This window comes from Rhodanobacter sp. FW021-MT20 (assembly GCF_041107475.1).
Taxonomy (GTDB): domain Bacteria; phylum Pseudomonadota; class Gammaproteobacteria; order Xanthomonadales; family Rhodanobacteraceae; genus Rhodanobacter_A; species Rhodanobacter_A glycinis.
The window spans coordinates 35,825-55,057 of the sequence record NZ_JBGBPX010000010.1; the positions used below are offsets into that span (position 1 = coordinate 35,825).

At 65.8% G+C, this 19,233-nt stretch carries 20 protein-coding genes; 3 read left to right on the forward strand and 17 right to left on the reverse strand.

The annotated features are described in order from the left end of the window. Window positions 1-10 precede the first annotated feature (10 nt). From folE2 to efp, 7 genes are all read right to left on the reverse strand, one after another. Window positions 11-952: a GTP cyclohydrolase FolE2 gene (gene folE2, locus AB7849_RS11765; protein ID WP_008207624.1), complete on the reverse strand. Its 942-nt coding sequence runs from the start codon at window positions 950-952 to the stop codon at window positions 11-13. Between the two features lie 117 nt (window positions 953-1,069). Then, window positions 1,070-1,924, reverse strand: coding sequence for a squalene/phytoene synthase family protein (locus tag AB7849_RS11770; protein WP_008207625.1), 855 nt, complete (start codon window positions 1,922-1,924; stop codon window positions 1,070-1,072). Continuing rightward, window positions 1,921-2,595, reverse strand: a complete 675-nt coding sequence (locus AB7849_RS11775; RefSeq protein ID WP_008207626.1) for an HAD-IA family hydrolase — start codon at window positions 2,593-2,595, stop codon at window positions 1,921-1,923. The genes AB7849_RS11770 and AB7849_RS11775 overlap by 4 nt, the downstream gene beginning before the upstream one ends. After that, window positions 2,592-3,296 carry a bifunctional 2-polyprenyl-6-hydroxyphenol methylase/3-demethylubiquinol 3-O-methyltransferase UbiG gene (gene ubiG / locus AB7849_RS11780; protein WP_037097910.1) on the reverse strand — a complete coding sequence of 235 codons (705 nt, stop codon included), beginning with the start codon at window positions 3,294-3,296 and terminating at the stop codon, window positions 2,592-2,594. Before ubiG ends, AB7849_RS11775 begins: the two co-directional genes overlap by 4 nt. A 94-nt stretch (window positions 3,297-3,390) precedes the next feature. After that, window positions 3,391-3,645, reverse strand: a complete 255-nt coding sequence (locus AB7849_RS11785) for a YciI family protein (protein ID WP_008207628.1) — start codon at window positions 3,643-3,645, stop codon at window positions 3,391-3,393. 73 nt (window positions 3,646-3,718) lie between these two features. Next, window positions 3,719-5,050, reverse strand: coding sequence for a TRZ/ATZ family hydrolase (locus tag AB7849_RS11790; protein ID WP_008207629.1), 1,332 nt, complete (start codon window positions 5,048-5,050; stop codon window positions 3,719-3,721). Between the two features lie 215 nt (window positions 5,051-5,265). Further along, a complete protein-coding gene (gene efp, locus AB7849_RS11795; protein WP_008207630.1) occupies window positions 5,266-5,835 on the reverse strand; it encodes an elongation factor P in 570 nt (189 codons plus the stop codon). An 88-nt stretch (window positions 5,836-5,923) separates the two neighbouring features. Between efp and epmB the strand changes: the two genes are divergently transcribed. Both epmB and AB7849_RS11805 read left to right on the forward strand, forming a co-directional pair. Further along, complete coding sequence (gene epmB, locus AB7849_RS11800; RefSeq protein WP_369501095.1) at window positions 5,924-6,934, forward strand: EF-P beta-lysylation protein EpmB; 1,011 nt, start codon at window positions 5,924-5,926, stop codon at window positions 6,932-6,934. 154 nt (window positions 6,935-7,088) lie between these two features. After that, complete coding sequence (locus AB7849_RS11805) at window positions 7,089-9,140, forward strand: EAL domain-containing response regulator (RefSeq protein WP_008214781.1); 2,052 nt, start codon at window positions 7,089-7,091, stop codon at window positions 9,138-9,140. A gap of 257 nt (window positions 9,141-9,397) precedes the next feature. On the opposite strand, the gene rplS is transcribed toward AB7849_RS11805, so the two are convergent. From rplS to AB7849_RS11845, 8 genes are all read right to left on the reverse strand, one after another. Continuing rightward, entirely contained in the window at window positions 9,398-9,799 is a 402-nt protein-coding gene (rplS, locus tag AB7849_RS11810) for a 50S ribosomal protein L19 (protein ID WP_008214779.1), read from the reverse strand. A 12-nt stretch (window positions 9,800-9,811) separates the two neighbouring features. Further along, window positions 9,812-10,591 carry a tRNA (guanosine(37)-N1)-methyltransferase TrmD gene (gene trmD, locus AB7849_RS11815; protein WP_008214778.1) on the reverse strand — a complete coding sequence of 260 codons (780 nt, stop codon included), beginning with the start codon at window positions 10,589-10,591 and terminating at the stop codon, window positions 9,812-9,814. Between the two features lie 20 nt (window positions 10,592-10,611). After that, window positions 10,612-11,133, reverse strand: a complete 522-nt coding sequence (gene rimM, locus AB7849_RS11820; RefSeq protein ID WP_008214776.1) for a ribosome maturation factor RimM — start codon at window positions 11,131-11,133, stop codon at window positions 10,612-10,614. 10 nt (window positions 11,134-11,143) lie between these two features. Further along, on the reverse strand, window positions 11,144-11,401 hold the full coding sequence (gene rpsP / locus AB7849_RS11825; RefSeq protein WP_008214775.1) for a 30S ribosomal protein S16: 258 nt from the start codon (window positions 11,399-11,401) through the stop codon (window positions 11,144-11,146). A gap of 284 nt (window positions 11,402-11,685) precedes the next feature. Continuing rightward, window positions 11,686-13,071: a signal recognition particle protein gene (gene ffh / locus AB7849_RS11830; RefSeq protein WP_008214772.1), complete on the reverse strand. Its 1,386-nt coding sequence runs from the start codon at window positions 13,069-13,071 to the stop codon at window positions 11,686-11,688. Between the two features lie 68 nt (window positions 13,072-13,139). Continuing rightward, window positions 13,140-14,480, reverse strand: a complete 1,341-nt coding sequence (locus AB7849_RS11835) for an alpha/beta hydrolase (protein WP_008214770.1) — start codon at window positions 14,478-14,480, stop codon at window positions 13,140-13,142. Window positions 14,481-14,499: 19 nt separating this feature from the next. After that, window positions 14,500-15,144, reverse strand: a complete 645-nt coding sequence (locus tag AB7849_RS11840) for an SdpI family protein (protein ID WP_008208892.1) — start codon at window positions 15,142-15,144, stop codon at window positions 14,500-14,502. Beyond that, on the reverse strand, window positions 15,141-15,428 hold the full coding sequence (locus tag AB7849_RS11845; protein ID WP_008208895.1) for an autorepressor SdpR family transcription factor: 288 nt from the start codon (window positions 15,426-15,428) through the stop codon (window positions 15,141-15,143). Before AB7849_RS11845 ends, AB7849_RS11840 begins: the two co-directional genes overlap by 4 nt. A 120-nt stretch (window positions 15,429-15,548) precedes the next feature. Here AB7849_RS11845 and AB7849_RS11850 point away from each other — a divergent pair, with 120 nt between their 5' ends. Beyond that, complete coding sequence (locus tag AB7849_RS11850; RefSeq protein WP_092703310.1) at window positions 15,549-16,346, forward strand: cytochrome C assembly family protein; 798 nt, start codon at window positions 15,549-15,551, stop codon at window positions 16,344-16,346. Between the two features lie 90 nt (window positions 16,347-16,436). Here AB7849_RS11850 and radA read toward each other — a convergent pair whose 3' ends face one another. Both radA and alr read right to left on the reverse strand, forming a co-directional pair. Further along, window positions 16,437-17,819: a DNA repair protein RadA gene (gene radA, locus AB7849_RS11855; RefSeq protein WP_008213227.1), complete on the reverse strand. Its 1,383-nt coding sequence runs from the start codon at window positions 17,817-17,819 to the stop codon at window positions 16,437-16,439. Between the two features lie 84 nt (window positions 17,820-17,903). Further along, on the reverse strand, window positions 17,904-18,992 hold the full coding sequence (gene alr / locus AB7849_RS11860; RefSeq protein ID WP_008213228.1) for an alanine racemase: 1,089 nt from the start codon (window positions 18,990-18,992) through the stop codon (window positions 17,904-17,906). Window positions 18,993-19,233 lie beyond the last annotated feature (241 nt).

Genomic DNA, 19,233 nt, shown 5'->3' on the forward strand with positions numbered 1-19,233 from the left:
GCCACCGCCATCAGGAACCGAAACCGCCCGGCACGCCCTTGCTGGCATAGGCCACGGCGTCGTGCGGGTGCAGGCTTTCCTGATGCTCGACGCGGACATGGAAGTCGGCAAGGCGCTCGTCGACGTCGAGCGCTTTCTGGATGCGCCGTGCAGCATCCTCGCAGAACATCAGATTGCAGCCGTTGGCCAGCGCGAAGGCCTGTTCGTCCTCGCGTTTCACTGCCGTCTGCACCGCGGTGCCCAGCGCCTGTTCGACGCGATCGAGCGTATCGAGCAGGTTGAAGGAGGCGCCATCGACCAGGCGCACCAGCAACCGGGCCACGCTGCGCTGCGCATGCGGGGTGGCGACGATGCCCTGCTCCGTGCCCAGCCACGCCTGCACCGCGGCGTGGTCGAGCGCCTGGCCGGCCTGGAAATCCCTGGCGAACTGTTCCTGGATCAACTGCCGCGCCAACGCCGCCGAGGCCGGGCAGGTGGAGGAGTAAACCGCTTCGGTACCCAGCTCCAGCCGGAAGCCGTCCGGACCGAGGCTGGCTTCGATCGACACCGGGTAGCTGCGCCAGCCGCTGTTGGCGCTGCGCAGGGCCGCGCGCCGCACCAGCACGTCGAAACGGATGCTGAGACGGGCGCGGTCGGAAAGACCCTTGTGCGATTCGAGGAACGCATCCAGCAAGTCCCGCAGCGCGGCCACGCTCAGCGGCTGCGTGCCGAGGTGACGATCGACCAGCAGGTACAGCCGCGACATGTGGATGCCGCGCTTGTCTGCCTGCACCAGGTTGACGAAGGCACCGACCTGGGCATTCGTGCGCTGCACCTCGCCATCGCCCGCATCGAAATGCACCGGCACCTCGATGTTGTCCATGCCCACCCAATCCAGCGCACCGGTCAGATGCGGCTGCGCCTGGGCGGCGACATCGGGCATCAGGCGGGTGGTGTTTTCGTGGCTGTGCATGATCTTTCCTGTAATCGGCGGACAAGCCGCTGCGAGACCTTTCATTTTGGGGCAGATCGGCCGCGCTCAATAGAAGCAAAACGGAAACGCTGCGTTATCGGCGACGGGAAACGCCATTCAACCGGCAAGACGATGCCATTGGCGCGCCAGGCGCCAGGAAGCCAGCGCCACGCCAAAGCCCTTGGTCGAGGCGCCTTGCTGCAATACGGCCAGCGGATCGTCCGCACGCGCCGCACGCCGCGCCAGCTTTTCCCCGCCGGCCGACTCCAGCCCGCGGAAGACACTGAGCGGCCCCGGCAGGCGCGACGCCTCGCGCCACGCCGCGCGCAAATCGGCCAGCTGCGACTGAATCGCCTGATCGCGCGCCTTGCTGCGCTGGCCCAACTGGCTGCGACTGAGGCCGAAACGTGCCAGACACGCCATCGGCAACGGCAGGCGATCGCGCCCGGCATCGTCCTGCAGGCGGCGCAAGGCGTGCAGCAGATGGGCCAGCACGGCCACCCGCGAAGCGCGAGCCGGCGCCGCCTCGATGCCGAACCACCAGGCCGTCTCCAGCGACGCCAACGCGCCATGCAGGGATTCGGCGGCGGCCAGTTGCGCGGAAAAATCCGCCGCCGTGCCCTCTTCCAACTGCGCCATCGCGGCAAGCACGGGCGCCAGCCAGAGTTCGCCCGGCAGCGCAGCCGCACGCTCGTCCGCGAACAAGGCCTGAGTCAGCGGATGGCGGCCACCGCTGGCCACGGCACCGGACAACTCCTCGGCCCACCAATTGAGTTTGCCCATCGCCACTTGCGGTTCGCGAATGCCGTAGGCGGCGGCCAGCAGTTCCTGCTCCAGCGCGGCCAAGGCGATATGTCCCGGATATTTCACCGGATCGACGAACGCCAGCGCGATGCGCTGCTGCGGCTGCACTGCCAGCCACTTGTCGACGTAACTGCGCAACGCCCCCTGGGATGCCGGCAGATCGCTCACGCCGTGACCTCGAGGCCGAGCAGCTCGGCAAGCTGGCGCGGGTGGTCGAACACGGCATCGGCGCCCCACTCGTCCGGATTGCCGCCGTCCAGGTAGCCCCAACGGACCGCCACGGTGTACAACCCGGCGTCGCGGCCGGCCTGCACGTCACGACGATCGTCGCCGACGAACAGGCAGCGCGCGGGCTCGACGCCGGCACGCTCGCACGCCAGCAGCACCGGGGCCGGATCGGGCTTCTTCACCGGCAGCGTGTCGCCGCAGACCACGGCGCTGGCGCGCAGGTCCCAATCCATCCGCTTGATCAGTTCCTCGGTGAGGAAGCCGGGCTTGTTGGTGACGATGCCCCAGCGCAGATCGCGCGCCTCGATCGCCGCCAGCAGCGGCTCGATGCCGTCGAACGGGCGCGTGTGCTGCGCCATGATGCCCGCATAGATATCCAGGTAGCGCGGCATGCGCACCAGCAAGGCCTCGTCGTCTTCGGCAAACGCGCAGCGCAGGATCGCGCGACCGCCGCGCGATACCACTTCGCGCACGACGTCGTAGGGTGGCGCAGCCGCCCCCACCTCGTCGCAATAAATCTGCAGTGCGGCATAGAGATCGGCGGCACTGTCGAGCAAGGTGCCGTCGAGATCGAACAGCACGGCCTGCACATCGGCGGGCAACGACTTCATGCAGGCTTCCTTGCACACAACAGGTAATTCACCGCAGTGATGCGGCTTAGCCACGCCTTGCGGGTAAGCGGGTTGTAGCCGAGGCCGGAGACGTCTTCCAGCTCCAGCCCCGCATGGCGCAGCAGGCGACCCAGTTCGGACGGTTTGAGGAATTGCGCGTAGTGGTGCGTGCCGCGCGGCAGCATGCGGGTGATGTATTCGGCACCGAGGATGGCGGCACCGAAGGCCGCCGGCGTGCGGTTGAGCGTGGACATGAACAGCCGGCCGCCGGGCTTGAGCATCGCAGCGAGATCATTCACCAGCGCGGCCGGATCGGGCACGTGCTCGATCATTTCCATGCAGCAGACCGCGTCGAAGGCCGCCGGCTCGGCGGCGGCAAGCTGCGCCGAAGACTGCACGCGGTAATCCACGACCAGTTCCGACTCGTGCAGATGCAGTTTCGCGGTGGCGATCACCTTGTCGCCAAGGTCGATGCCGGTCACCTGCGCACCGGCACGCGCCAGCGATTCGCTGAGCAGTCCGCCGCCGCAGCCGACATCGGCCACCTTCGCGCCACGCAGGTCGACGCGACCGGCCACGTAGCCGGCACGCACGGGATTGAGGTCGTGCAACGGACGCGACTCGCCATCCGGATCCCACCAGCGCGAGGCCAGTTTGCCGAAGCGGGCGATCTCGTCATGGCTGACGTTGTCGGTGATCATGTTCGAGTCCACGATGAGTACATGTGACTGTTCGAGAGGCACGGCCATGCATGGCCGCTTTTCGATCCTCGCATTCATGCGAGGCATGCAAAAGCTAAACCGCCAACCATTCGCGTACCGTGATGTCCCAGCCGCCACTGACATGGGCGGGATCGCGATGGGCAATGGCCAGGGCATCGTCCAGCGATTCGGCGCGCAGCAGATAGGCGCCGCCGGTCTTGTCGCCGAACGGGCCGGACATCTCGTTGCGCCCCTGCTCGCGCAGCTCGGCCAGGAACTGCTGGTGCAGCGGAACCACGGCGGGATCGCACTGCGGCCGGCGGATGAGGATTACCAGATAACGATTCATCGAAGGGCTCATTTGAAAAGTGCGGCCACGGATGGCCGCTTCCTGATTTTCGCGCTAATGGCTGGGTGAACGTTCAATGCGCGGCGATACGCTCGCGCCAGGCGCGGGTACGGGCCAGCATGCCATCGACGTCCATGTCGACCAGCACGCGACCGGCGAGCTTGCGGCGGCCGGCAATCCACACGTCGGTGACCTGGTGGCGGCCGGTGGCATAAACCAGCTGCGAGGGTACGTTGAACAGCGGTTGCGTCTCCAGATCGTCCAGCCGCACGGCGGCGAGATCGGCCTGCTTGCCCGGCTCGATCGAGCCGATCTTCGCATCCAGGCCCATCGCCTTCGCACCGTTGAGCGTCGCTGCGCGCAAGGCGAAGGGGGCATCGAAAGCAGCGGCATCGCCCGCTACAGCCTTGGCCAGCAGCGCGGCGGTGCGCATTTCGCCGAACATGTCCAGGTCATTGTTGGACGCGCAGCCATCGGTACCCAGTGCCAGGTTGACGCCGGCCTTGCGCAATTTCTCCGCCTGGCAGAAGCCGGAAGCCAGCTTGAGATTGGATTCCGGGCAATGCACCACCGACACGCCCGCCTCGACGCAGGCGGCGATCTCGCCGTCGGTCAGCTGGGTCATGTGCACGGCAATCAGGCGATCGTTGACCACGCCCAGCTTCTGCAGGCGCTGGAACGGGCGCAGGCCGCTCTTTTTCTTTTCGTCCTCGACTTCCTGCGCGGTCTCGTGCGTGTGCAGGTGCACGGGGATGTCGAGCTGGTCGGCCAGCACGCGGATGCGCTCGAAGCTTTCGTCGGACACCGTGTACGGCGCATGCGGGACAAACGCCGTGCCGAGCAGCGCGTCGCCGCGGAAGCTGTCGTGCACTTCGCAGGCGCGCTCGAAGTATTCGTCCTGCGTCTTGGCCCAGGCGGTGGGAAATTCGATCACCGGCAGACCGACCACGGCACGGAAACCGAGCTTGCGATAGGTGGCACCGATGGCATCCGGGAAGAAGTAGTTCTCGTTGGCGCAGGTGGTACCGCCGCGCAACATTTCGGCCACCGCCAGCTCCACGCCGTCGCGCACGAACTCCGGCCCCATCACCTTGGCCTCGGCCGGCCAGATGTGTTGCTGCAGCCACACCATCAGCGGCAGATCGTCGGCCAGACCGCGCAACAAGGTCATCGGGTTGTGCGTATGACTGTTGACCAGGCCAGGGATCAGGGCGTGCTCGCCCAGGCTGATCGTTTCGCGCGGCACATAGGCGCGACGGGCTTCGTCGATGGGCAACAGCGCGACGATATGGTCGCCATCAACCGCCACCGCGTGATTTTCCAGGACCACGCCATGGGGTTCCACCGGTACCACCCAGCGGGCTTCGATCAACAGGTCGACGGACTTGGGCTGGGTTTCAGTCATGGCTTTGAAGCTCCGTGGTTCGAATACGCAAAGGGCGGCTGACCTTGCGGCGCCGCCCCTTTGGCTGTCATTCCAGCAGAAGCTGGAATCCAGTCTGATACTCGTGCAAAGCACACGAATTGGAAATGCGTGCTTCGCACGAGTACCTCACTGGACCCCGGCCTGCGCCGGGGTGACGCAGCGGCAAGCCGCGCGCAAGCGCGCGGGCCGTTGCGTCACTTGCCGACGCGACCGACGTATTCGCCAGTACGGGTGTCGACCTTGATGAGTTCTTCCTGGTTCACGAACAGCGGGACGCGCACGACGGCACCGGTTTCCAGCGTGGCCGGCTTGCCGCCGCCGCCGGAGGTGTCGCCGCGCACGCCGGGGTCGGTCTCGGTGATCTTCAGCTCGACGAAGTTCGGCGCCTGCACCGCGATGATCTCGCCGTTGAACAGGGTCACCACGCACTCTTCCTCGCCCTTCAGCCACTTCGAGGTTTCGCCCATGCCGGCCTTGCCGGCCTGGTGCTGCTCGAAGGTATCCGGCTGCATGAAGTGCCAGTACTCGCCATCCGAGTACAGGTACTGCATGTCGGTATCGGTGACGTCGGCGACTTCGTACGAGTCGCTGGACTTCATCGTCTGCTCGGAGGTGCGGCCGGTCTTCAGGTTGCGGATGAAGATGCGGGTGAACGCCTGGCCCTTGCCAGGCTTGATGAACTCGGCTTCGGTGATGACCCACGGGTCGTTGTTGTGAAGGATTTTCATGCCCTTCTTGACGTCGTTGAGTCCGGCGGTGGCCATGCGTGTGTGCTCCAGAGTCAAAACTGCCGCACGAGGCGGCTAGAATTAAGGGGTTGCAACAGGCCCGCTGGCCTGCCCAAGGTCCATCATGATAACCGCAAGCCCCGTCACTCGCCTATCGTCGCCGTCCACGGACTGGCGCGAGCTCTGGCGCCATGCCATCACCAACGCCACCGAGCTGCTGGAAATGCTCGAGCTGGGCGGCCTGGCCGACCGCCTGCCACCTGCCGACGCCGGCTTCGCCCTGCGCGTGCCGCGCGGCTTCGTGGCGCGCATGCGCCACGGCGACCCGCGTGACCCGCTGCTGCTGCAGGTGTTGCCGCAACTGGCCGAATTGGACGAGGTTCCCGGCTTCGTCGCCGACGCGGTGGGCGACATGGCCTCGCGCGAAGCCCGGGGCGTGCTGCACAAGTACCAGGGCCGCGCCTTGCTGATCGCCAGCGGCAGTTGCGCGATCAACTGCCGCTACTGCTTTCGCCGCCACTTTCCCTACGGCGACGAGATGGCCGCGGCCGGCCAGTGGCGCCAGGCGCTGGCGCATGTGCGCCAGGACCCCAGCATCAACGAGCTGATCCTTTCCGGCGGCGACCCGCTGGCGCTATCCACCGGCAAGCTGGAGGAACTGGGCCGGGGCCTGGCCGATATCCCGCACGTCACCCGTTTGCGCATCCACAGCCGCCTGCCGGTGGTGCTGCCTGAGCGCATCGATGCGGCTTTCACCGACTGGCTCGCCGCCCTGCCATTGCAGAAGGTGGTGGTGCTGCACGCCAACCACACCAACGAATTCGATGTCTCGGTCGACGCCGCCTGCGCCCGCCTGCGCGAAGCCGGTGCCACGCTGCTCAACCAGTCGGTGCTGCTGCGTGGCGTCAACGACGAAGCCGGCGCACTGGCCGCCTTGTCCGAACGCATGTTCGCCGCCGGCGTACTGCCCTATTACCTGCACCAGCTGGACCGGGTGCAGGGTGCGGCCCACTTCGAGGTGGACGACGCCAGCGCCCTGGCGCTGATGGAGCAATTGCGCGGCCGCCTGCCCGGCTACCTGGTGCCGAAACTGGTGCGCGAAGTGGGCGGCGATCCGTCCAAACGTCCGCTGTGAGGCGATACGGCATCCCATCCATGAGATTCGTCACCGTTGCAGGGTTCCACGCTGGCCTCCTCGCATGGAATCCGTTACAACGCATGCATACTGCAATGAATGGTGACCCTGACATGCGCCGTTTCAGCCCATTCCACGGAAGCGCAATGCACCCATGAAGAACAACGCCGTCATCAAGATCCTCTTCATCGAAAACTCGGTCGAGGATGCGGAACAGATCATCAGCCTCATCCGCAATGCCGGCATTGCCGTGCGCCCCGCCCGGGCCACGGACAGCGAGCAGCTGAAAAAGTCGCTGGACGAGCTCGGCCCGGACCTGGTCCTGTTCAACCCCGGCGTGGGCTCGTTGCCATTGCGTGAAGTGGCCCAGGCGATCGACGCCAGCGGCCGCGACATGGCCTTGATCGCCAATGTGGCGCAGATGGATGCGCAGTCGGTCTCCGACCTGTTCGCCGCCGGCGTGCACGGCGTGGCCTCGCACGGCCAGCCGCGCCAGTTCATCACCGTGGTGCAGCGCGAATTCGATTCGCTGAACACGCGCCGCCAGGTACGCAAGCTGGAAAGCGCGCTGCGCGAATCCGAGCGTCGCTGCGACGCGCTGCTGGACTCGTCCAACGACGCCATCGCCTACGTGCACGAAGGCATGCACGTGCGCGCCAACCGCTCCTACCTCGACACCTTCGGTTACGAGGATTTCGACGAGCTGCTTGGCCTGCCCATCCTCGACCTGATCAACCACGAATACGCCGACGCGCTGAAAACCCTGCTGAAGAACCATTCGCGCGACGAGAAGGCACCACCGAACACGGACCTGATCGCGCGGCGCGCGGATGGCAGCACCTTCCCGGCCACCATCGAGTTCGCGCATGCCACGTTCGAGGGCGAGACTTGCCTGCAGGTCGTGTTCCGCCGCCAGTTGATCGACCCGGCGATGGTGGAGCAGTTGCAGCGCGACCCGGTCACCGGGCTCTACCTGCGCGCCCGCACCCTGGAATTCATCGACGAGGCCGTGGCAGCGGCGGCAAGCGGCCGCAAGGGACAGACCCTGCTGCTGATCGAGCCGGACAACTGGAACGCCACCGTGGCCGGCATCGGCCTGGGCAAGGCCGACGAGTTGCTGGCCGGGGTGGCGGCCCGGATCAACGCCCTGCTCGGGCCCGACGACGTGGCCGGCCTGCTCGCCGAGCACACCTTCGGCGTCTTGCTGCATTCCAGCAGCGACGATGCCATCAAGGCCTGGATCACTAGCTTGCAGCAGCAGATCGCCGAACGGATCTTCGATGCCGGGCAACGCTCGATCACGCTTACCGTCAGCATCGGCGGCAGCCTGCTCGCGGAGAAGAACGCCAACGCCGAGCTGTTGCTCAACCAGGCCAGCACGGCCTTGCGCAACGCCCAGGGCCAGGGCGGCAACCGCAGCGACCTGCACGATCCCACCGCGCGCGAGAAGGCCGACGAGGAACGCGAGCGCAACTGGCTGACCCAACTGCGCCAGGCTCTGGTACAGGACGAGTTCGTGCTGCATCACCAGCACGTCATCAGCCTGCAGGATGCCGACGGCGACTATTCGGAGATCCTGCTGCGCATGAACGGCCCGCAAGGCGAAGTGCAGCCGGGCTTCTTCATGCCGATTGCCGAGAAGCACGGCCTCTCCGCCGAGATCGACCGCTGGGTGCTGGACAAGGCGATCTCCGCTCTGCAGGCGCGCGACACCCAGGGCGTCGCCACCACCTTCTTCGTCAAGCTCACCACCGACTCGCTGCAGCGCCCCGAGCTGCTGCCATGGCTGGCCAAGCGCCTGCAGCAGGCAGCATTGAAACGTGGCCGCATCGTGCTGGAAATGACCGAAAGCAAGGTGGTCACCCTGCTTCGACCCGCCCAGGAATTCGTGGCGGGCTGGAAAAAACTGGGCGGCCGTTTTGCCCTGGAGCAATTCGGTTCGGGCCTGAATTCATTCCAGTTGCTCAGCCATGTCGAGGCCGACTACCTGAAAATCGACCGCAGCTACATGTCCGGCCTGCCGCAACAGGCGGAGAACCAGCAGAAGATCGCGGAGATCTGCCAGCAGGCGCACGAACTGAAGAAGCAGGTGATCGCCGAATGGGTGGAGGATGCCGCGAGCACCTCGCTTCTGTTCGCCTGCGGCGTGGACTTCGTGCAGGGCAACTTCCTGCAGGAACCGCAGCTGCTGACGATCAAGCCCTGACGGCCAATGACTCCCTCTCCCCTTTGGGGAGAGGATTGGGGTGAGGGGACAACCTCGCGACGGCATTCCACCGGAGCGATGTTTCGCCCTTCCCAACGCCTCTGCCTGCCCCGCCCCTCACCTCGATCCTCTCCCCGAAGGGGAGAGGAAGAAAAATCAGGGCCTGCGCCGTTCCTTTCAGGCAACAAAAAACCCGCGGAGTGATCCGCGGGTTTTTTGTTGCCGCCAGGCCATGACTGGCCCGGCGGTTACAGGAATTACTTCGCAGCGGCAGCAGCAGCAGCCTTCGCGGCAGCCTTGGCGGCAGAAACGGCGGCGATGTCTTCCTTGATGCGGGCAGCCTTGCCTTCCAGGCCACGCAGGTAATACAGCTTGGCGCCACGCACCTTGCCCTTGCGCTTGACCGACACCGAGTCGATGGCCGGGCTGTGCGCCTGGAACACGCGCTCCACGCCGGTGCCGTGCGAGATCTTGCGCACGGTGAAGGCCGAATGCAGGCCGCGGCTGCGCTTGGCGATGACCACGCCTTCGAAAGCCTGCACGCGCTCGCGATTGCCTTCCTTCACCTTGACGTTGACCACCACGGTATCGCCGGGGCCGAATTCCGGCAGCTGGCGGGTGATCTGCTCGGATTCGAACTGTTCGATGATCTTGTTCATGGCAACACCTGATTAGATTTCGGTACCACGGCCATTCGGGCCGCTTTGGTCATGCCGCATGTATTCGCGGCGGAATTCGTCCAGCAAGCTGCGGGATTCATCATCCAGCACAGCTTGCGCCAACAGATCCGGACGGCGCAGCCAGGTTCGCCCCAGCGATTGCTTCAGGCGCCAGCGGCGAATCGCCGTGTGGTCGCCGGAGAGCAACACCTCCGGCACGTCGCCCAGTGCGTCATGCACCGGCTTCGTGTAGTGCGGGCAGTCCAGCAAGCCGTTCGAGAACGAGTCCTGCTCGGCCGATTGCGCGTCGTTCAACGCGCCATCCTGCAAGCGCCCCACGGCGTCAATCACCACCGCGGCGCCCAGCTCGCCACCGGACAGCACATAATCGCCGATGGAAAGCTCCTCGTCGACCTCGTGCGCCAGCAGGCGCTCATCCACACCTTCGTAACGTCCGCAGACCAGGGCGATTCGCGGCCGTCTGGCCAGCGCTTCCACCCTGCCCTGCGTCAGCCGCGCTCCCTGCGGACTGAGGTAAATCACATGCACCGGTTCCGGCGCCGCCTCGCGCATGGCCTGCAGGGCCGCCCGCAAAGGCTCGATCAGCATCACCATCCCGGGTCCGCCGCCACAGGTGCGGCCGTCCACGGTACGGTAATGATCGGTGGCATGGTCGCGCGGATTCCAGGTTTCCACCTGCAACAACTGACGTTGCTGCGCGCGTCCCACCACTCCTACCGCAGCGCACTGACGCACGAAGTCGGGAAACAGCGTAACGACATCAATGCGCATGAACCCTCAACTCCGCACGTTCAGAATTCAGGGTCCCAGTCCACCACCATGCGTCCGCCAGACAAATCCACCGAACGCACATAAACACCCTGGACGAAGGGAATCAGCCGCTCGCGCTCGCCGTCCCTCACCACCACGACATCGTTGGCACCGGTGGCGAACAGATGAGTCACCCGTCCCAGCGCCACGCCTTCCGTGGTGACGACCTCGAGTCCTTCGAGATCGACCCAGTAATACTCGTCCTTGCCGGGCGGCGGCAGCAACTCGCGGGCGACATGGATATCCAGTCCCACCAGCGCAGCTGCCGTGTCACGGTCATCCACGCCGGGCAATTGGCAAATCAGCCCCTTGCCCTGCGGGCGTCCCTTGACGCCGGCCATCTCCGTTTCCGTACCCGGCGCAGTAGCAAGCAGCCAGGGCTGGTAGTCGAAGATGCGCGTGCGTGGCTCGGTCCAGGATTCGATCTTGAGCCAGCCCTGCACGCCATACAGCCCGACGATGCGCCCGACCAGGACGCGCCGACCGGCTGTCGCCTCAGTCACCGAAACGGACTCAGGCAGCCTGCTGCAACTTGCCGGCTTCCTTGACCAGGGCGGCGACCTTGTCGGTCAGCTGGGCGCCCTTGCCCACCCATTCCTTGACGCGCTCGACGTTCAGCTCGAGGCGCTTGTCCTTGCCGGAGGCAACCGGGTTGTAATAACCGACGTTCTCGATGTTGCGACCGTCGCGCTTGTTGCGCTGATCGGTGACCACGACGTGGTAGAACGGGCGGCCCTTGGCGCCACCGCGCGAAAGACGAATCTTGACCATAGTAAAAGCTCCAGAGTTGCCGGAATCGCCGGCCGCACGCACGAGGCCGTACGCGGTAAACGCGGCATTTTAGAGGGATGTGATTGAAAAAGGAAGAGGTTATGCGGGTTGTAGCGTAGCGGCGGCAGCCGGTCAGCTAGAAAAGCCAGAGCCTTGCCTGATGCCCGGGAAGGGCATCCTGCCCTTCCCGGACTCGCCAAGGCCGGCTTGCCGGCCTTGGCTCCGTCACCCACCGCTGCGCGATGGGTGACGAGCGGGCCATCCCTGGCCCGCGTGGCGCCATGTCAGCGCGGCGGCAACCCGCCCATCCCGCCCATGCCGCCCATGCCCTTCATCGCGCCACGCATCTGGCGCAGCAAGCCCTTGCTGCCGCCGCGGGAGAGCTTGGACATCATCTTTTCCATCTGCATGTACTGCTTCAGCAGGCGGTTCACGTCGGCCGGCTGGTTCCCCGAGCCCTTGGCGACACGGGCGCGGCGCGAACCGTTCAGCAGATCGGGATGGCGCCGTTCCTTCTTGGTCATCGACTGGATGATCGCGACCATGCGCTTGATCTCGCCGTCGTTGACCTTGGATTTCACGCTGTCGGGCAAACCGGACACGCCGGGCAGCTTGTCCATCAGGCCCGCCAGGCCGCCCATGTTGTTCATCTGTTCGAGCTGGTCGCGCATGTCGTTGAGATCGAAGCGCTTGCCCTTCATCACCTTGGTGGCGAGCTTCTGCGCCTTTTCCTGGTCGACCTTGCGCTCGACCTCCTCGACCAGCGAGAGCACGTCGCCCATGCCGAGGATGCGCTGCGCCACGCGATCGGGATGGAACGGCTCCAGCGCGTCGGTCTTCTCGCCGGCACCGAGGAACTTGATCGGTCGACCGGTGACATAGCGCACCGACAGGGCCGCGCCGCCGCGCGCATCACCGTCGGTCTTGGTCAGCACCACGCCGGTGAGCGGCAGCGCCTCGCTGAACGCCTTGGCGGTAGTGGCGGCGTCCTGGCCGGTCATCGAATCGACCACGAACAGGGTCTCGACCGGGGTGATCGCGGCATGCAGCGCCTTGATCTCGGCCATCATCGCCTCGTCCACGTGCAGGCGGCCGGCGGTATCCACCAGCAGCACGTCGACCACCTCGCGCCGGCCCGCTGCGATGGCGCCCTTGGCGATGTCCACCGGGTTCTGGCCCGCCTCGGACGGAAAGAACTTCACGCCGACCTGCTCGGCCAGCGTGCGCAACTGCTCGATGGCGGCCGGACGATAGACGTCGCAGCTCACCACCATCACCTTTTTCTTCTTGCGCTCGGTCAGGAAGCGGGCCAGCTTGGCCACGGTGGTGGTCTTGCCGGCGCCCTGCAGGCCGGCCATCAGCACCACCGCCGGCGGCTGCTGGGCCAGGTTCAACTCGGTGTTGACCGTGCCCATCACCTTGGTCAGCTCGTCGCTGACCACCTTCACCAGCGCCTGGCCCGGCGACAGGCTCTTGATGACTTCCTGGCCGACCGCACGCACCTTCACGCGCTCGATCAGCGCCTGCACTACCGGCAACGCCACGTCGGCCTCGAGCAAGGCGATGCGCACCTCGCGCAACGACTCGCGGATGTTTTCCTCGGTCAACCGTCCGCGGCCACGCAGGCGGTTGACGGTGGTGGAAAGACGCTGGCTGAGCGATTCGAACATGATGACGGCACGTGGCAGGATCAGCCCACGAATATACCAGACTCGTCCGTTATCCCAGGACTACCGCTTCAGGAATGGGCCGGCTGCGCCTTGATCCAGCGAGCCACATCACCGATCACCCGGGCATCCACGTGCCCGGGCTTGTAGAGATCCGCCGGCGATGGCGGTTGGCCGGCGGGCATGAACAGGTGACTCAGGCCCGGGTATTCCTTCAACTGCACCCGCTTGCTGTGCGCAAAAGCCGTCTGCCAATGGACGAAATCGCCCTTGGGCGTCACCTGATAATCGCTGCCGCCTTGCAGCACCAGCATCGGCATGTGCAGGGATTTCGCGACCGTGACCGCGTTGTAGTCCCGCAGGCTTAGCCAATAGCTGGCCGGCGCATGCAGGAACGAACCTTCAGGTGGCTTTGCAGGATTTGCGTGTGCGATCGCGTTGCGGGCATCGATGACTGGCGCCAATTCCTTGTCCAGCTCGGCTGTGGGAGTGTCTTTCAGATGCCCGATGTACCGCATCTGGCGTACCAACGTGTCCAGGCCGAAGCTCGCCGGCGCCCCCAGCAGGATCAGGCCCGCGAGGTGCGGGTCACGCTGGCCGATGCGTGGCGCCATCAGCGCACCCAGGCTGTGGCCCAGCACGAACACGCGGTGCGGATCGATACCTGGCTGCCGCGCCAGCAGGCGCGCGGCAGCCAGTGCGTCATCGGTCACCTCGTCGTCTACGGTGATGGACTTGCCGGCCATCTGCGCGCCGTAGACATAGGTGCGCTTGTCGTAGCGCAAGGTGGCAATGCCCGCCTTGGCGAGGCCCGCGGCGAGGTCGCGAAACGGCTTGTTCGGGCCAACCGTCTCGTCCTCGTCGTGCGGCCCGGAGCCAGCCACCAGCAGCACGGCAGGAAACGGCCCACTACCCTCGGGCAAGGTCAACGTACCGGGCAGCGCTCCCAGCGGCGTGGGCACCGGCAACGCCTTCGACACCGCACCGGGTATCGCCGGCTCAGGCGCGGCGGTGGCCTTTTCCACCAATGTTGCCGGTACGACCCGGAAGCCGTCGATGCGATCCTGCGCATCACAGTGAATGACCGCTGCCAGCGCCGCGCGGGAAAATTCCATGCGCGCGACCAGCACCTCCTGCCCGCCCAACGATTGCGGCGCCAACGCTCCCAGCGACTTGAAGCTGCCGGCTTGCGTCTGCACCTGCCCCCAGACCTGGCGCAGCATCTCCGGCGTGAGCTTGGCAGCGATCCCGGGGGCGAAATGCTTGCCGACCTGGTCGTACCGTCCTTGCGTCCACGCCTCCAGCGCGGCCTGTCCGTGCGTCCGGCAAACCGCCGCAGACTGCGCCACGGCCGGTGCCGTCAACGCCATGCCCAGCATGGCCACCGTCAAACCCATCGCTCGCTTGAACATGTGTGTATCTCCTCGCTGGTCAACGACTGCCTTCCAGCCGCAAGTGGATGAAGTACGAATAAGCCGCCGCGATCAGCCACACCGCCACCAGCACGGCCAGCAACAGCCAAGGCGCGGGATCGACCAAGGCGATAAGCACCGTCGCCAGTCCGCCCAGCATGAACAGCCGGCCGCCGAAGCGGTGCGTGCGTTCCCACACTGCATCGCTGGCCAGCGTCCACGGCGTGCGGATGCCGATGAAAAAATTGCGGCGCAGCTTGCCCATGTAATTGCCGAGCAGCAGGTACAGCACGCCGGTCGCCAGCATGACGATGGTCGGCATCGACACGGCGTAGCCGGCCCCGGGCAGCAAGATGCCCAGACCGGCGACCAGCAGGAAGCCCTGCATGACCAGCATCAGCACGCCCCATGCGCCCTCGAACCGCCTGATTGCGAACTGGCGGGGTGAAACCGCCGGCAGCACCACGGCGAGCACGGCCACGGCGAGTACGCCCAACGCCGGAAATGCGGCCGCCCAGAAACGCGACGTGACGCCGTTGACATGGTTGTGCAGGTCCCAGTGCGTGGGCACCTCGGCCGGCAGCTGCGGATACAGCCACACCCCCGCGACCACCGCCACCACGAAGAAAACCGTGGACACCAGCAGATTGCGATGCAGTCTCATCGTTTGCCTCCCTGACTCCCTTTTGACGGAAACAGATCCAGCACCATGCGGGCGAGATCCTCGAATACGGTGCTGTTGAGCGAATAGACGATGTATTGGCCGCGCCGCTCGGTGCGCACCAGGTCGGCGCGCTTGAGCACGGCGAAGTGATGCGACAGCGAGGCGGGTGTGATGTCGAACGCCGCGCCGATCTCGCCGGCCGTCAACGAGCCACCCTGCAGGCGCTTGAGGATCGCGCGCCGGGTCGGGTCGGCCATGGCCTTGAACACTTCCTGCTGCTTCATGATCCGCATCGTCAATCAGGTATAGCTAGATATTTAGACAAATATCTAAATATTGCAAGTGCCGATCATGCGATGAGAAGCATTCACGTCCACCGAGGGCCTGTGCCACACTTCCACGTCATGTCACTCGTACTGCCATCCATTCTCGCCATCGTGTTGTATGCGGGCGGCGCCACGCTACTGGCGGCGCCGCTGACCGGCTGTCCGCGCACGCCGCAGCGCCTGGGACTCGGTGCCGCCACGCTGGCCGTGCTGCTGCATGCCGGCGTCCTGCTGGGTGCCCATGGTGGGCGTCTGGACCTGCACTTTTTCGCCGCGTTGTCGCTGGTCGCCTGCGTGGTGGCGGCGCTGACTCTGCTGGTGAACCTGTCGCGACCGGTGGCCGGGCTGGGCGTGATCGTGTTTCCGTTGGCTGCGCTGTTGCTGGCGCTGGATATTTTCGTGGCGCCGCCGACGCGACCGCTGCCGATGGACTGGCAGATCACCCTGCACGTCACCATCGCCCTGCTCGCCTACAGCCTGCTGTCGATTGCCGCGGTGCTGGCGATCCTGCTCGCCATCCAGGAACGCGCGCTGCGCTCGCACCGCCCCGGCCGGCTGATCCGCGCCCTGCCGCCGCTGACCCAGACCGAAGCGCTGCTGTTCCGCCTGATCGGTGCCGGCTTCGGCGGACTCACCCTGACCCTGCTCACCGGCGCGCTGTTCGTGCAGAACATTCGCAGCCAGCACCTGGCGCATACCATCGTGCTCAGCGTGGTGGCCTGGCTGATCTTCGGCGCACTGCTGTGGGGCCGCTGGCGTCACGGCTGGCGCGGCACCCGCGCGGTCAATCTCACCCTGATCGGCATGGCCGTGCTGGCGCTGGCCTTCTTCGGTTCGAAGTTCGTGCTGGAAGTGATCCTGCAGCGCTCGCCTTGAGAGCAGGAGTGAGTGGAGAGGAGTGAGTAGTGAGAAAGTGCATCCGCACTTGATCCCACTCACCGTTTTCCAGCCTCCACGCCAACGCACTCAGCCAGCCGCGTCGAGGGCCTGCACCAGGCGTTCGACGCCGATCACTTCCATCTCGCCCACGCGGCCTTTCTTCGGCGCATTCGCCTTGGGCACGATGGCGCGCTTGAAACCGTGCGTGGACGCCTCCTTCAGGCGCTCCTCGCCGTTGGGCACCGGGCGGATTTCACCGGACAAACCGACTTCACCGAAAGCCACGGTCTTGTCCGGCAGCGGACGATCGCGCAGCGATGAACGGATCGCCAGCAGCACCGGCAAGTCCGCCGCGGTTTCCTGCACGCGGATGCCACCGACCACGTTGACGAACACATCCTGGTCGTAGGCCGCCACGCCGCCATGGCGGTGCAATACCGCCAGCAGCATCGCCAGGCGATTCTGCTCCAGGCCCAGCGCCACGCGGCGGGGATTGCCCAGCGAGCTCTGGTCGACCAGCGCCTGCACCTCCACCAGCAACGGCCGCGTGCCTTCGCGCGTCACCATCACCGCGCTGCCGGCGGTCGGCTCGCTATGCGCGGAAAGGAAGATCGCCGACGGATTGGGCACTTCGCGCAAGCCCTTGTCGGACATCGCGAACACGCCCAGCTCGTTGACCGCGCCAAAGCGATTCTTGAACGCGCGCAGCACGCGGAAACGCGAACCGGATTCGCCCTCGAAATACAGCACCGCATCGACCATGTGCTCAAGCACGCGCGGCCCCGCGATACCGCCTTCCTTGGTGACATGACCGACCAGCAGCACGCTGGTGCCGCTCTCCTTGGCGAAGCGCGTCAGCTTGGCTGCCGACTCGCGCACCTGCGATACCGAACCGGGCGCAGCCGTGAGCAACTCGGTCCAGATTGTCTGGATCGAATCGATGATGAGCACGCGTGGCCGCGTCGCCATGGCCTGTTCGAGAATGCGTTCAATGCAGGTTTCCGCCAGCGCCTGCAACGGCTCCAGCGGCAGATCCAGGCGCTGTGCGCGCGAAGCCACCTGGGCCAGCGATTCCTCGCCGGTGACGTACACGCCCGGCAGGTGCGCGCCAATCCGCCCCAGCATCTGCAGCAGCAGTGTGGACTTGCCGATGCCCGGATCGCCGCCGATCAGCACCACCGAGCCGTCGACCAGGCCACCACCGAGCACGCGGTCCAGCTCGCCAATGCCGGTCAGTGTGCGCGATTCGGTGGCCGTCGCCACCTCGGTCAACGCGGTCACCTTCGCCGCACCGGCCGCCTTGCCGGCGTAGCCACTGTTGCGAGCCCCGCCTGCAGCGGCGACCTTCGCCGGCTGCACCACGAATTCGCTGAGCGTGTTCCAGGCGCCGCACTCGGCGCACGAGCCCTGCCACTTCGGGTGTTCGGCACCACAGTCGGTGCAAACGTAGGCGGTCTTGGCCTTGGCCATGCGTGGATCCGGTCAGAAAAGGAATGGAGAAAGCTTAGCCCGCACCGATCGCATGCGACGAGACGCTTAGACCCACAGCGCGTGTCAGCCCTCGTCCTCGATGAACAATACCCGCCGCGTCATGCCACAGGTGAGGTCGTAGGAGATCGTGGCGGACTGCGCGGCGACGGTTTCCGCTGGCAACTCAGGGCCCCACAAGGTCACGCGATCACCGACCTTCGCCTGTGGCGCTTCGCGCAGATCAAGCGTGATCAAATCCATCGACACGCGCCCGACCAACGGCACGCATCGATCACCCACCAGCACCGGCGTACCGGCCTTGGCACTGCGCGGGTAGCCATCGCCGTAACCAACCGCGGCCACGCCGATCGGCATGTCCTCCGGGCAGGTCCAGGTGCCGTTGTAACCGATGCGCTCGCCCTTGCCGACGCGATTGACCGCGATCAGCCGGGTGCTCAGTGTCATCGCGGGACGAAAACCGAAATCGGCACCGCTCTTGCCCTCGACCACCGACAACCCGTACAGCAAGCCACCGGTACGTACCCAGTCGCCGCGTGCGTCGGGCCAGCCGAGCACGGCGGCAGAATTGGACAGCGAACGCGGCCCGCTGAACGAGGCCGTCGCGGCATTGAAACGGGCGATCTGTGCCGGCGTCTGCGCGCCATCGAACACTTCCGAATCGGAGAAATGGGTGAGCAGGCCGATATCCGGATCGATCCCCGGCATCGCCGCCAGCCGCGCGTGCACGTCGGCCACCTCCTCGGGAGCGAAGCCGAGCCGATGCATGCCGCTGTCGATCTTCAGCCACACCCGCAGGCGCCCGCGCGACGCGCTGGCTTCGGCCAGCCACGCCAGTTGCGCCGGATGGTGGATCGCCGCATCCAGACCCAGCCGCTGCATCTCGGCAATATCACCGGACTGATCAGGGCCGGACAGCACCACGATGCGCTGCCGATGCCCGGCCGCACGCAAGCGCAGACCATCGCCCAATGCGGCCACGGCAAAGGCTTCGGCATCGCCATTCAGCGCGCGCGCCACCCGTTCCAGTCCGTGGCCGTAGGCATCAGCCTTGACCACCGCCATCACTTTCGCCGGCGCGGCCAGCGCCTTGATTCGCGCCAGGTTATGGCGCAAGGCGCCGAGATGGATGGTGGCGACCGTGGTGCGGCTCATGGATGACGACAGATTCGAAGTGGCCGCGCAGCAGGAGCTCGCTTGCGGGCGATGCTCTCTCGAATCCCGGATAACAGCATCGCCCGCGAGCGGGCTCCTACCAACGGGCTTGAACGGCCATTGCGGCGAACGGATGAATTTTTTACAGGCTCCGAAAGCTCGTCATTCCAGCGAACGCTGGAATCCAGCGCCTTGCGCATTCCTGGAACTAAAGTCACTGGATCCCAGCGTTCGCTGGGAT

What these genes read in the sequence shown, in the direction of transcription:
- folE2 (WP_008207624.1), bottom strand. Translation starts at nt 952, where the DNA reads ATGCACAGCCACGAAAACACCACCCGCCTGATGCCCGATGTCGCCGCC.
- AB7849_RS11775 (WP_008207626.1), bottom strand. Translation starts at nt 2,595, where the DNA reads ATGAAGTCGTTGCCCGCCGATGTGCAGGCCGTGCTGTTCGATCTCGAC.
- ubiG (WP_037097910.1), bottom strand. Translation starts at nt 3,296, where the DNA reads ATGATCACCGACAACGTCAGCCATGACGAGATCGCCCGCTTCGGCAAA.
- AB7849_RS11785 (WP_008207628.1), bottom strand. Translation starts at nt 3,645, where the DNA reads ATGAATCGTTATCTGGTAATCCTCATCCGCCGGCCGCAGTGCGATCCC.
- AB7849_RS11790 (WP_008207629.1), bottom strand. Translation starts at nt 5,050, where the DNA reads ATGACTGAAACCCAGCCCAAGTCCGTCGACCTGTTGATCGAAGCCCGC.
- efp (WP_008207630.1), bottom strand. Translation starts at nt 5,835, where the DNA reads ATGGCCACCGCCGGACTCAACGACGTCAAGAAGGGCATGAAAATCCTT.
- epmB (WP_369501095.1), top strand. Translation starts at nt 5,924, where the DNA reads ATGATAACCGCAAGCCCCGTCACTCGCCTATCGTCGCCGTCCACGGAC.
- AB7849_RS11805 (WP_008214781.1), top strand. Translation starts at nt 7,089, where the DNA reads ATGAAGAACAACGCCGTCATCAAGATCCTCTTCATCGAAAACTCGGTC.
- rplS (WP_008214779.1), bottom strand. Translation starts at nt 9,799, where the DNA reads ATGAACAAGATCATCGAACAGTTCGAATCCGAGCAGATCACCCGCCAG.
- trmD (WP_008214778.1), bottom strand. Translation starts at nt 10,591, where the DNA reads ATGCGCATTGATGTCGTTACGCTGTTTCCCGACTTCGTGCGTCAGTGC.
- rpsP (WP_008214775.1), bottom strand. Translation starts at nt 11,401, where the DNA reads ATGGTCAAGATTCGTCTTTCGCGCGGTGGCGCCAAGGGCCGCCCGTTC.
- ffh (WP_008214772.1), bottom strand. Translation starts at nt 13,071, where the DNA reads ATGTTCGAATCGCTCAGCCAGCGTCTTTCCACCACCGTCAACCGCCTG.
- AB7849_RS11835 (WP_008214770.1), bottom strand. Translation starts at nt 14,480, where the DNA reads ATGTTCAAGCGAGCGATGGGTTTGACGGTGGCCATGCTGGGCATGGCG.
- AB7849_RS11840 (WP_008208892.1), bottom strand. Translation starts at nt 15,144, where the DNA reads ATGAGACTGCATCGCAATCTGCTGGTGTCCACGGTTTTCTTCGTGGTG.
- AB7849_RS11845 (WP_008208895.1), bottom strand. Translation starts at nt 15,428, where the DNA reads ATGAAGCAGCAGGAAGTGTTCAAGGCCATGGCCGACCCGACCCGGCGC.
- AB7849_RS11850 (WP_092703310.1), top strand. Translation starts at nt 15,549, where the DNA reads ATGTCACTCGTACTGCCATCCATTCTCGCCATCGTGTTGTATGCGGGC.
- radA (WP_008213227.1), bottom strand. Translation starts at nt 17,819, where the DNA reads ATGGCCAAGGCCAAGACCGCCTACGTTTGCACCGACTGTGGTGCCGAA.
- alr (WP_008213228.1), bottom strand. Translation starts at nt 18,992, where the DNA reads ATGAGCCGCACCACGGTCGCCACCATCCATCTCGGCGCCTTGCGCCAT.